Raw genomic sequence first — 12343 nt, 5'->3', positions numbered from 1 at the left:
ACGATCGCTACCATGACGCCCCTCGATCCTGTTCGTGATGTGAATCGCGCGCCATCGGAAGCATGGCGTGCGTTGCGAACAGGTTGTCGAAGGATTTCGTCAATGGTTTAGCGACCGATGCCCGGGTGCCGCTCCTTCCGGCCGCTATCACCATCAGACAAGTTCGAACGGCAATGCGCTCGAACCTGAAATAGTCCGAATGGAAATCCACTTCGTTTCCCCAATCAATTTCGAGATGAAGATTGAACGTCGGGCGGCTTGGTCGATGCACATACACGCTGTTATGCTGAGTCGGCGCCGCATGCCGCGTGCGCCGTTCATCGCGAGTCATCGCGTTTCGCAATCGCGCTTCCGCAACCTGTCGATCGATCCGGAATCCACGACGATGTCGCTTCACGCTTCCTCTACCGCCCCTTCTTCCGCAACAGCGGCGACGGCCCGTGTCGAGCGGCTGCTTTCGTTCCTGGATGCCGACCCCGGCAATCTCAATCTGCTGGCCGATGCGGCACATGCCGCATTCGACGCGCACGGCTTCGCCCTGTGCGACGAGCTGCTCGACCGGTACGCTGCCCGCGCACCGCTGCCGCCTGCGCTCGCGCACCTGCGGGGTCTGGCCGCACTGTCGCAGCATCGATTCGACGCTGCGCTACGTGAATTCGTGCCGCTGCTCACGACACACGACGATGGGTCGATCCGCTACAACGCCGCTTACGCGACCGCAATGCTCGGCCGCTTCGACGACGCCCTCGGCATACTCGACGACGCGACGCTGGCCAGCGTCCCCCAAGCGATTCCGCTGAAGCTGCGCGTGCTGCATCATCTGGGCCGGCTCGACGACGCGATCGCTTTCGGCCGGCTCCACGTCGATCGCCCCGGCGCTGGCGCCGAGCTGCACGGCGCACTCGCCACCGCACTCTTCGATGCGGCGAACCTCGACGACGCGCGCCGGTGCGCCGAATCGGCGGCCGACACGGTCGACGGTCTCACGGTGCGCGGCCTGCTCGCGCTCGACGGTGCTTCGATCGACGACGCACGCGAGCTGTTCCGGCGTGCACTCGCGCTTAACCCGGACAGCGCTCGCGCAACGCTCGGCATGGGTCTCGTCGAACTGTCGGAACGGCATTTCGCGGCCGCCTGCGGCTTGCTCGATCATGCAGCCGACAGGCTGAAGGTGCACGCGGGTGCGTGGGCCGCCGCCGCGTGGGGGTATCTGCTCGACGACGCGCCGGATGCAGCGCGCACCCGCTTCGAACGCGCGGTGGAACTGGATCGCGGCTTCGCCGACGCGCATGGCGGCCTGGCCGTGGTCTGCGTTCGCGAAGGCCGCGCCGACGAAGCGAAACGCCATGCGGAGATTGCGCGGCGGCTCGATGCGTCCTGCCTGTCCGCGGCACTGGCCGAAAGCCTGCTCGCCACGCAAACCGGGGACACTCGGACAGCCGACGAGATCCAGCGTGCCGCACTCGAACGACCTCTCGGCCCGAATGGCCGGACGCTGGCTCAGGCTCTGGCAAAGCGCGGCGGGCGCGGGGCGTAATGGACGCAGCGCCCGCGATGGAAGCGAGTTCATCTCGCTGCCGCCGTCGCACGCAAGCGACGGCGTTCGCACCCGTCGCTTGCGGCCCGCGCGCTCCGCTTGCTACACTCCGCTCCTATTCCTCATACCGGACGCCAGCCAAAGTGAACAACTAAGCCTTCCAAAAAATGTTTTCGCCGCCGTGCCACGCACGCCGCGCGAAGGGTTTCACGCATTTTCGGAGGTGCTTATGGCTGCTGCCACGCCCACCGGCGCGCTCGTCGCGCTTCATCACGTTTCCTTCCGCTTCGACGACGGCGTCACGCTGTTCGATTCGCTCGACCTTTCCATCGATCGCACGCCGACGGGCATCGTCGGCCGCAACGGCGTCGGCAAGAGCCTGCTCGCGCAATTGATCGCGGGCCGGCGCACGCCCAGCGCGGGCACGATCGACCGGCATACGCCCGTCGTCTACGTCGCGCAGCAGCACGACGACGCGCCAGCAGGCACGCGCACCGTCGCCGAAATCGCCGCGCTCGATGCGCCGCTCGCGGCTCTTGCGCGCCTCGCGGACGGCCGCGCGCACGCGCTCGACTTCGACCTGATCGGCGATCGCTGGGACCTCGCCGAGCGGCTGCGCGCGGCGCTCGACGCGGCCGGCCTGCACGACGTGCGCGCCGACACGCCGGCGCACGCGCTGAGCGGCGGCCAGCTGGCGCGCGTCGCGCTGATCGGCGCATTACTGTCGGAGGCCGGGCTGCTGGTGCTCGACGAACCGACCAACCATCTCGATGCAGCGGGCCGCGCGTGGCTGCGCGCGGCGCTCGACGGCTGGCGCGGCGGCGTCGTCATCGTCAGTCATGACCGCGCGTTGCTTGCGCACGTGCAGCGTATCGTCGAACTGACGCCACACGGCGTGCGCGCGTATGGCGGCAACTACGCGCTGTACCGCGCCCAGCGCGACGCTGAACAGGATGCCGCGCAGGCCGCGCTCGAGCATGCGCACGCGGAGCGCGGGCGTGTGAGACGCCGGCTCGAACAGGAACACGACACGATCCAGCGCCACGCGGCCGGCGCGCTGCGCGACGCGAAGGCGGCCAATCTGTCATCGATGGCACGTCAGCGTCGCAAGGGCGCGGCGCGCAATATCATGGGGCAGGTCCGGCGTCATCAGAGCGACTTCAAGGCGACGCTCGACGACCGCGTGCAGGAAGCGGCCGCTCGCGTCGAAGCCGACGCGCCGGTGCTCGTGTCGTTGCCGGGCACCGAGGTCAGCGCACGCCGCCAGCTGTTCACGCTCGAGCGTGCGCAGTTGCCGTGGCATGCCGCCGGGCGCGCGGACGCGATCACGTGGTCAGCCAGCGGCCCGGTGCGCATCGCGTTGACAGGCCCGAACGGCTGCGGAAAATCGACGCTGCTGCGCATGCTCGCCGGCGAACTCGCGCCGCGCTCCGGTGCATGCACGACGCATGTGAGCGCCGCGTATCTCGACCAGCGGCTCGCGCTGCTCGACCCCGAGCGCTCGATCGTCGAGCAGTTGGGACTGCTCGATACGCCGCTCGCCGAAGGCGACCTGCGCAGCCGGCTCGCGCTGCTGCAGCTCGATGCCGCACGCGCGACGCAGCCGGTGCACCGCCTGAGCGGCGGCGAACGGCTGAAGGCCGCGCTCGCGTGCGCGTTGTGGCGCGGCACGCCCGCGCAGTTGCTGCTGCTCGACGAGCCGACCAATCACCTCGATCTCGAATCGGTGCGCGCGATCGAAGCCGCGCTGGCCGGCTTCCCCGGCGCGATCGTGGTCGCGTCGCACGACGCCGCGTTTCTCGCGGCGCTCGAACCGACGCACACGATGCAATGGCAGCGCGACGGGTGGCGTTACGAGCCTGCCGCGTGAGTCAAGGTCATGGTCGCTCGCCCGGCCGCGCGTCGTCCGAATCGACGAACAGCCGCATGAAGAGCCGCTCCGATTCCCGCAAGCCTTCATCCGTCAGGATGATGGATTTCACCTTGTTGACCGGATCGCTGATCAACCCGCGCTGATGCAATCGATTCAGCGTATCCCAATCGAAACCCTTCCACGCGCGATTGCCGTCGTGCAACGTCACATAAAGGAGCGCGAGAACGGCGTCATCGACGGCCGATAGATCGATATTCATTCCATCTCCTCCGGTCCCGGCGGCGGGGCTATGCGTCCAGCTTCGCGAGGAGCTTGATGAAGTTGCGCTTCGCGCGGTAAGCCTTGCGAATCTCGTCGAGTTCCGCGTCGAATGCCGCGTGCTGCCGATGCGCGATCCGCAGCGCGCGAATGTCGCGCACGATGCCGAACGCCTCGTCGTATCGCGCATTGCCCGCGCCATGGTCGACCGCGAACGGCAGGTACCGGCGATAGAGCGCGATCGCATCTTCCGGATGCGTCTTCGCGCGCGCCGCCGCCACCGTCGGCCAGACGCCGGTTTCGACCGGGCCGCCGACAAAGATGTCCCACGCGGCGGCCGCGTCGTGCTCCGCAAGCAGCAGCTTCACGAGCTCGGTGCGCGGCGACGGTTCCCAACGCCGCGCGGCCGTGGCGGCCGGCGCCGGCGCTTCCCGCTTCCGCGCGAGCGACAACAGATGGGAAATCGCCCGCTCCCTCACGGCGTCGCATCGCTTCGTCGCCTTCGCGACCTTCATCAACGCACGGAAGGCGTCTGCCGTCGGATGGTGGGCAAAGCGCTGCCACGCGAGTTCGTCGGCCCGGTCGAACGCGCGTCGACGCACATGCTCGTCGATGCAGAAGCCCAGCAAACGATCGTCGTGCCGGTCCTTCATCTCACGCATCCCGCGTTCGGCCCACGCCAGCCCTTCGTCGAAACGTCCGTGCGCCGCGCACAGTTCCGCGATCTGCGCATACCGGTACGACCCGGACAGATCCTTCGACCAGATGCCGATCAGCGCATCGACATCGCCGTCGTGCTTCGCCAGCGACTCCATCGCATGCTCGAGATTCTCGCGCACCGCATCGTACGGGCGCCGGTCGTCCCGCCCCGGCGGCAGCGGGGGCAGCGCGGCCCAATGCTCCTCCACCCGTTTCCTGTAGCAGCTCAACCCCGCGTCGCCCAGCGGCGCCTCGTAGGCCGGCAGTACGTCGCGGAACGTATCCCACTGCCCGTGGGCCTGCAGGCGAAACAGGCGTTCGGCCAGCTTCACCGGGTCCGGCCGCGTCCGGATGCACGCGTCGAGATGCAGCGCGGCGAGTTCGCCGATGCCGGGCGCCACGCTGCCGTCCGAGTCGTCGATCTGCTCGAGGCTCGCTTCCGCCTCGGCGATCGCGAGTTCGGTCAGTTCGACGACCTGCGCGGCATGCGGGCCCGTCAACTGCCGACGCAGCATGTCGGCAAGCTCGAACAGGCCCTCGCCATAGGTGTGCGCCTCGTCCCAGCCGAGCGGCCGCGACACGCGCGCCAGTTGGCGCACGGCCGCACGCAGGCTCGTCACGTCGTCGGCATTCGCGGCGCGCGCCTCGAACAGCAGCCTGTCTCGCAACGACCGGTCGCGCTCGGCCGCATCGAGCAGCCAGTGTCGCAACGCGTGCTCGTCGAGCGACGCCAGGTATTCGCGAACCCGCTGCGCATGGGTCTTGCGCTTGGCCCGCGGCTTCGACGGCTCGCGCTCCGTCTCGTGAAAGACTTCCTCGCCGCTGTTTTCGAGCCACGACAACGCGACGGCCACCGCATGCTTGCAGAACACCTCATCTTCGCCGACGGGACAATTGCACGAATAATCGAGCGTGCCGTCGTCGTCAGCCGTCAGTTCAACGTGGTAGCGGTATGTGCCGCGCACGCTCGCCGACACCAGGCCGTCGCGTTCGGTCAGTCGTGAAACGACGCCGTCGTGGTAATAAGCCTTGCCGCGCTCGAAAGATTTCGGGTCGGCCAGCGCGCGGATTTCCGCGAGGGTGATGACGTCGGCAAGGGAAGCGTGAGAAGGCATGGATCGCTACGGGTATTCAGATCGGGGCTGGAAATCGTACCAAAGCGCGACGCGCGTGCGCCGACGCATGCTCACGGCCGCGTGAAGCGAATCACGCCGTCCGCCGCCTCGACACGCTTGAGCTCGCCCGCGAGCCACAGCAGGTTCAGGTGGGCGAGCGCCTCGCCGAGCGCGAACGTCATCTGGTGGATGTCGAGTTCGCGGCGGCGGAACATGATCGGCACGATGTCGGCGGCGCTCATCGGCTGCTCCGCGCAAGCCGTGCGCACTTCGTCGAGCCGCGCGTCGTGGTGCGCGCGCAGTTGCGCGATGCGCGTGCGCACGCCGCGAAACGGCTTGCCGTGCGACGGCAGCACGAGCGTGTCGGGCGCCATCGTTTCGTAGCGGCCGAGCGATTCCAGGTACAGCGCGAGCGGGTTCGCTTCCGGTTCGAGATCGAACACGGACACGTTGGTCGAGATGCGCGGCAGCACCATGTCGCCGGAGATCAGCACGCCGTCCGCTTCGCTGTGCAGCGCGCAATGTTCAGGCGAATGGCCGTAGCCGGTGACGACGCGCCACGTGCGCGCGCCGATCTTCACCGCGTCGCCTTCGCGCAGGCGCCGGTAGCGCGGGGGCACGGCCGGCACGAGATCCGCGTAGTAGCTGCGGCGGCTGCGCAGCTTGTCGAGCGCGGCCGGATCGGTCAGGCCGTGGCGCGCGAAGTGATCGGCCGCGGCCGCGCCGCCGGCGTTCGAGCCGTTGCCCGCCGCCATCAGGCAGCCGAACATGTATTCGCCGAGCGTCATCCACAGCCGCACGTTCCAGCGGCCTTGGTCACCGCCTTCGCACAGCCAGTTCGCGAGGCCGAAGTGATCGGGATGGCAGTGCGTGACGAGCACGCGCAGCACCGGCAGCCCGTCGAGATGCCGATCGAAGATCTGTTCCCAGTGCGTACGGATCGCATCCGACGAGATCCCGCAGTCGACGATCGTCCAACCGGCCTGCCCGTCGATCTCGTCGCGCAGCAGCCAGAGATTGATGTGATCGAGCGAAAACGGCAGCGGCATGCGCAGCCAGCGCACGCCGGGCGCGACCTCGAACGTGTCGCCCGCGGCAGGCAGCGTGTCGGCGAAGGGATAGTCGAGTTGGTGTTCCAGTGCGTTCATCGGTCGGGTGTCTCGTCGTTGTCGTTGCAAATGCAGCTGCAAATGCGGGTACGCATGCGGGGTGAATAGCGAGTGCGTGAGCCGCGGGCGGCAGGCCGCGGCGGGCATCGCGTCGATTCTATCGCCGTCGCGCGAAACGTGTGCCCGGCGGGCATCGGCCGGGCAAAAAAGTTCGTGTCAGAATCGGTTCCGTACCCGTATCTTTACGCGAAGATGCACCGAACGGCATGCAACCGCGCACAACCCGCGCATTGACGGCGCTCGGGCGCGGCCCCCGAAAGTCCTTGAAATGCCGACTTGGGCGCTAAAATGGCGAGTGCTTACAGTCCCTCTCGAACGAGCCTGCACGCAATGAATCACTTCCCCAAACTGCTGTCGTCGCAGATCGGTTTCGACGTCGCGCAGACGATGCTCGAAAACTTCGACCGTCACTACCGGATCTTCCGGGAAGCCGCGGTCGACGCGAAGACGCTATACGAGCGCGCCGACTGGCACGGGCTGCAGCGGCTCGCGCGCGAGCGGATCACGTCGTACGACGATCGCGTGCAGGAATGCGTCGAGGTGCTGCAGGACGAATACGACGCGGAGAACATCGACGACGAGGTGTGGCAGCAGATCAAGCTGCACTACATCGGCCTGCTCACGTCGCACCGCCAGCCCGAATGCGCGGAAACGTTCTTCAATTCGGTGTGCTGCAAGATCCTGCACCGCTCGTATTTCAGCAACGATTTCATCTTCGTGCGGCCCGCGATCTCGACCGAATACCTCGAGAACGACGAGCCGGCCGCGAAGCCGACCTATCGCGCGTACTACCCGGGCACCGACGGGCTCGCGGCCACGCTCGAGCGCATCGTCACGAACTTCCAGCTCGAGCCGCCGTTCGAGGATCTCGCGCGCGACATCGGCTGCGTAAGGCAGGCAATCACCGACGAATTCGGCGAGTTCGACGCCGCGCCGAATTTCCAGATCCACGTGCTGTCGTCGCTGTTCTTCCGCAACAAGAGCGCGTACATCGTCGGCCGCATCATCAACGCCGATCGTGTGCTGCCGTTCGCGGTGCCGATCCGCCACGTGCGTCCGGGGCTGCTCGCGCTCGACACCGTGCTGCTGCGCCGCGACCTGCTGCAGATCATCTTCAGCTTCTCGCACTCGTATTTCCTCGTCGACATGGGCGTGCCGTCCGCGTACGTGGAGTTTCTCGGCACGATCATGCCGGGCAAGCCGAAGGCCGAGATCTACACGTCGGTCGGCCTGCAGAAGCAGGGCAAGAACCTGTTCTACCGCGACCTGCTGCACCATCTGTCGCATTCGAGCGACCGTTTCATCATCGCGCCCGGGATCAAGGGCCTCGTGATGCTCGTGTTCACGCTGCCGTCGTTCCCGTACGTGTTCAAGATCATCAAGGATCGATTCCCGCCGCCGAAGGAAACGACGCGCGAGCAGATCATGGAGAAGTACCAGCTCGTGAAGCGCCACGACCGTCTCGGACGGATGGCCGACACGCTCGAGTATTCGAGCGTCGCGCTGCCGCTCTCGCGGCTCGACCATGCGCTGGTGCGCGAGCTGGAGAAGGAAGTGCCGTCGCTGCTCGAATACGAGGACGGCAACCTCGTGATCAAGCATCTGTACATCGAGCGCCGGATGATCCCGCTCAACCTGTACCTGCAGAACGGCACCGACGCCGAGATCGAGCACGGCGTGAAGGAGTACGGCAACGCGGTGAAGGAGTTGATGAAGGCCAACATCTTCCCCGGCGACATGCTCTACAAGAACTTCGGCGTCACGCGCCACGGCCGCGTCGTGTTCTACGACTACGACGAGATCGAGTACCTGACCGACTGCAACGTGCGGCGCGTGCCGCCGCCGCGCCACGAGGAAGACGAACTGTCCGGCGAACCGTGGTATACCGTGGGCCCGCATGACATCTTCCCGGAAACCTACGGACCGTTCCTGCTCGGCGACCCGCGCGTGCGGGCGGTCTTCATGAAGCATCACGCGGACTTTTTCGAAGCCTCGCTGTGGCAGGCCAGCAAGGACAAGCTGCTGCAGGGCGAGTTGCCCGATTTTTTCCCGTACGACGTGTCGCTGCGTTTCAGCGTGCGCTACCCCGATCGCTTCGACGCGACGCCGGACGCCGACGACGGTGCGGGCGACGCGCAGCGCGCCGCCTGACGCACGACCGGATCCAATCGAATCGAACCCGTTATCGACCCGCTTTCCGCCAACGGAATCCACACCCGATGAATACTCAAGACAATCCGCTTTCACACCTGTTTGACAACAACGACGCCTGGGTCAAGCGCCAGCTCGCCGACGATCCCGATTTCTTCGCGCGTCTCGCCGACCAGCAGGCGCCGGAATATCTGTGGATCGGCTGCTCGGATTCGCGCGTGCCCGCGAACCAGATCATCGGCCTGCCGCCGGGCGAAGTGTTCGTGCACCGCAACATCGCAAACGTCGTCGTGCACAGCGACCTGAACTGCCTGTCGGTGATCCAGTTCGCGGTCGACATCCTGCGCGTGAAGCACATCATGGTCGTCGGCCACTACGGCTGCTCGGGCGTGAACGCAGCGCTGCACAACCGCCGCGTGGGCCTCGCCGACAACTGGCTGCACCACGTGCAGGACGTACGCGAACGCCACGCGGCGCTGCTCGACGAATGGCCGGTCGGCGAGGCGCGCTATCGCCGCCTGATCGAGCTGAATTCGATCGAGCAGGTCGTCAACGTGTGCCGCACGACGATCGTCAACGACGCGTGGGCGCGCGGCCAGTCGCTCACCGTGCACGGGCTCGTGTACGGCGTGCACGACGGGCGGATGCGCAACCTCGGGATGGCCGTGTCGAACTTCGACGCGCTCGACCAAACCTACAAGCGCTGCGTCGCGGCGCTCACCGCGCGCGGCCAGCATGCGCCCGACAACGACATGGTCGCGGCGGACGCCGCGCGGCTCGACGACGTCGCGCAGGCGGTGGCCGACACGATCAAGCCGTCGTGCGGCGACGCGAAGTAACCGGCGCCGGCGCGGCGCGCACGCGCCGCGCGTCCTCCGGCTGAAGTTGCACGCGAGCCTGGGCGCGACGGGTATCGAACTGATCTGACACCGACACTGCCGCGACGGCGGTGCAACGCAAAGGAGCGGCGAACATGAAAACCGTACTGATCGTCGGCGCATCGCGCGGCTTGGGGCGCGAATTCGTCCGGCAATACCGCCGCGACGGCTGGAACGTGATCGCGACCGCGCGCGACGACGCATCGCTCGCCGCGCTGCGCGAACTCGGCGCGCAAGCCTATGCGCTCGACATCGCGCAACCCGAACAGATCGCGGCGCTCGGCTGGAAGCTCGACGGCGAACGGCTCGACGCGGCCGTGCTCGTGTCGGGCGTGTACGGGCCACGCACCGAAGGCGTCGAGACGATCGGCACCGAGGATTTCGACGCGGTGATGCATACCAACGTGCGCGGGCCGATGCAGCTGCTGCCGATCCTGCTGCCGCTCGTCGAGGACGCGCGCGGCGTGCTGGCCGTCATCTCGAGCCGGATGGGCAGCATCGCGGAAGCGACCGGCACGACCGGCTGGCTGTACCGCGCGAGCAAGGCCGCGCTGAACGACGTGCTGCGCATCGCGTCGCTGCAGACGCGCCACGCCGCGTGCATCTCGCTCCATCCCGGCTGGGTGCGCACCGACATGGGCGGCGCGCAGGCCGCGATCGATCCGGAAACCAGCGTGACGGGCATGCGCCGCGTGATCGCCGAAGCCGGCGCGGACGTGTCGCAGGCCAACGGCCGCTTCTTCCAGTACGACGGCGTCGAGCTCAGCTGGTGAGCCGGCATGACAACCCGGCGTCGTTAATTCACAATTGGCATGATTTTGAACCGACCTGACGCGTGCCCGTGCGGCGGCGCGTCCCCCACCCCTGGCGGCAAAGCCGCGGCCCCTCGCTATGCGGCCTGCTGCGGCCGCTTTATCGACGGCGGCGAAGCCGCGCCCACCGCGCTGGAGTTGATGCGCTCGCGGTACAGCGCGTACGTGCTCGGCGCGACCGACTACCTGCGCGCGACCTGGGACGCGCGCACCTGCCCGGCCGATCTCGATGCCGACCCGAATGCGCCCGACGCGCCGCGCTGGCTCGGCCTCGCGGTCAAACGCCACGCGCCGCTCGACGAACGGCACGCGGAGGTCGAATTCGCGGCCCGCTACAAGGTCGGCGGGCGCGCGTACCGGATCCACGAGACGAGTCGCTTCGCCCGCGACGAGCACGGTTTCTGGCGTTATGTCGACGGCGAAGTAAGTGAACGCTGACAAATAGTTGCCGTGTCAGACGCCGGGTAATTCCCGCATTGCACAACTTGAATTTGTCGGGCTACGATGGCCCTCGGATCGGTCATGTTGCATGGCGGGGCTTACGAATGGCGTTCAGCAAAGTGTTGGTGGGATGGATGGCGGCCTGTGCGCTGTCGGCCGCTCAGGCCGGTGCGCTGCCGAACGCACATGCCGGCGCGGCCGCGGCCGCCGGCTCGCTCGCCCATGCCGAGCGCTTCGATTACGGCGATTCGCGCCTCCCGCAAGTCGCCGCGAACCTCAACGAACAAGTCATCGGCATTCCGGCCGATGCTTCGGGCACCGTGATGCTCGAGGCCACGCTGTTCAAGCCGGACGGCCCCGGCCCGTTCCCGCTCGTCGTCTTCAACCACGGCAAGAACACCGGCGATCTTCATCAGCAGCCGCGCAGCCGCCCGCTCGCGTTCGCCCGTGAATTCGTGCGCCGCGGCTATGCGGTGATCGCGCCGAACCGACAAGGCTTCGCCGGGTCGGGCGGCACGTACCAGCAGGAAGGCTGCAACGTCGGCAAGAACGGCCTCGCGCAGGCCGCCGACGTCGCCGCGACGGTCCGCTACATGTCGCGTCAGTCGTACATCGATGCGTCGCGCATCGTCGTCGCCGGCACGTCGCATGGCGGCCTCGCGTCGGTCGCGTACGGCACCGAAGCGGCGCCCGGCGTGCGCGGCATCATCAACTTCTCCGGCGGGCTGCGCCAGGATCTCTGCGACGGCTGGCAGCGCAATCTCGTCGACGCATTCGGCCAATACGGCGCGCATACGGCCGTGCGCTCGCTGTGGCTGTACGGCGAGAACGATTCGGTGTGGACGCCCGCGCTCGTCGCGCAGATGCACGACGCGTACGTGTCGCACGGCACGCAGGCGCAATTCATCGATTTCGGCCGCTACAAAGATGACGCGCACCGGCTGATCGTCGACCGCGACGGCGTGCCCGTGTGGTGGCCGGCCGTGCATGCGTTCCTCGCGGAACTGAGCCTGCCGACCTCGGTGCGCTATGCGGTCGCGAACCCGCACGAACCGAATGCGACCGGCTATGCGTCGATCGATGCGGTCGATGCGGTGCCGTTCCTCGACGCGGCCGGCCGCGAAGGCTATCGCCGCTTCCTGAGCCAGCATCCGAGCCGCGCGTTCGCGGTGTCCGCCGAAGGCGCGTGGTCGTGGGCCGAAGGCGGCGACGACCCGATGGCGCTCGCGCTCGACAACTGCGCGAAGCAGGGTGCGGGCGCATGCAGGCTGTATGCGGTCAACGACCGCGTCGTGTGGAACGCGAGCGCGACGCAGACGGCCGACAACGGCGACGCCGATACGCACGCGCTGGCTTCGCGCTGACGCGCAGATCGCGACGCCCGGGATCGGGCGTTGTCGGCATCGTCTC

Annotated in this window: 11 protein-coding genes; 7 read left to right on the top strand and 4 right to left on the bottom strand. The window is 67.4% G+C overall.

The features are described 5' to 3' along the window. Positions 1 to 7: 7 nt before the first annotated feature. Complete coding sequence (locus tag SB786_RS01255) at positions 8 to 331, bottom strand: hypothetical protein (RefSeq protein ID WP_410725820.1); 324 nt, start codon at positions 329 to 331, stop codon at positions 8 to 10. Between the two features lie 54 nt (positions 332 to 385). On the opposite strand from SB786_RS01255, the gene SB786_RS01250 reads away from it, so the two are divergent. Continuing rightward, a complete protein-coding gene (locus SB786_RS01250; protein ID WP_410725819.1) occupies positions 386 to 1537 on the top strand; it encodes a tetratricopeptide repeat protein in 1152 nt (383 codons plus the stop codon). A gap of 229 nt (positions 1538 to 1766) precedes the next feature. Then, the gene (locus SB786_RS01245; RefSeq protein ID WP_410725818.1) at positions 1767 to 3407 is read left to right on the top strand and encodes an ABC-F family ATP-binding cassette domain-containing protein; all 1641 of its coding nucleotides are present in this window, start codon (positions 1767 to 1769) and stop codon (positions 3405 to 3407) included. Positions 3408 to 3414: 7 nt separating this feature from the next. Here SB786_RS01245 and SB786_RS01240 read toward each other — a convergent pair whose 3' ends face one another. The 3 genes from SB786_RS01240 to SB786_RS01230 all read right to left on the bottom strand — a co-directional run bounded on the left by SB786_RS01240 (position 3415) and on the right by SB786_RS01230 (position 6630). Then, positions 3415 to 3669: a DUF6429 family protein gene (locus SB786_RS01240; protein WP_410725817.1), complete on the bottom strand. Its 255-nt coding sequence runs from the start codon at positions 3667 to 3669 to the stop codon at positions 3415 to 3417. 28 nt (positions 3670 to 3697) lie between these two features. Then, positions 3698 to 5482: an SWIM zinc finger domain-containing protein gene (locus SB786_RS01235; protein WP_410725816.1), complete on the bottom strand. Its 1785-nt coding sequence runs from the start codon at positions 5480 to 5482 to the stop codon at positions 3698 to 3700. 71 nt (positions 5483 to 5553) lie between these two features. Further along, a complete protein-coding gene (locus tag SB786_RS01230; RefSeq protein ID WP_410725815.1) occupies positions 5554 to 6630 on the bottom strand; it encodes an MBL fold metallo-hydrolase in 1077 nt (358 codons plus the stop codon). Between the two features lie 351 nt (positions 6631 to 6981). Here SB786_RS01230 and aceK point away from each other — a divergent pair, with 351 nt between their 5' ends. The 5 genes from aceK (at position 6982) to SB786_RS01205 (ending at position 12297) form a co-directional block, all read left to right on the top strand. Then, the gene (gene aceK, locus SB786_RS01225; protein WP_410725814.1) at positions 6982 to 8802 is read left to right on the top strand and encodes a bifunctional isocitrate dehydrogenase kinase/phosphatase; all 1821 of its coding nucleotides are present in this window, start codon (positions 6982 to 6984) and stop codon (positions 8800 to 8802) included. 68 nt (positions 8803 to 8870) lie between these two features. After that, complete coding sequence (gene can / locus SB786_RS01220; RefSeq protein ID WP_410725813.1) at positions 8871 to 9641, top strand: carbonate dehydratase; 771 nt, start codon at positions 8871 to 8873, stop codon at positions 9639 to 9641. Between the two features lie 134 nt (positions 9642 to 9775). Continuing rightward, positions 9776 to 10453, top strand: a complete 678-nt coding sequence (locus tag SB786_RS01215; RefSeq protein WP_410725812.1) for an SDR family oxidoreductase — start codon at positions 9776 to 9778, stop codon at positions 10451 to 10453. A 39-nt stretch (positions 10454 to 10492) separates the two neighbouring features. Continuing rightward, positions 10493 to 10930 carry a YchJ family protein gene (locus SB786_RS01210; protein WP_410725811.1) on the top strand — a complete coding sequence of 146 codons (438 nt, stop codon included), beginning with the start codon at positions 10493 to 10495 and terminating at the stop codon, positions 10928 to 10930. Between the two features lie 107 nt (positions 10931 to 11037). Then, entirely contained in the window at positions 11038 to 12297 is a 1260-nt protein-coding gene (locus tag SB786_RS01205; protein WP_410725810.1) for a dienelactone hydrolase family protein, read from the top strand. Positions 12298 to 12343 lie beyond the last annotated feature (46 nt).

The organism is Burkholderia sp. SIMBA_062 (genome assembly GCF_046534765.1).
In the GTDB taxonomy this organism is placed as follows: domain Bacteria; phylum Pseudomonadota; class Gammaproteobacteria; order Burkholderiales; family Burkholderiaceae; genus Burkholderia; species Burkholderia ambifaria.
The sequence above is the reverse complement of the archived record's forward strand: the minus strand, read 5'-3'. Positions and strand labels throughout refer to the sequence as shown.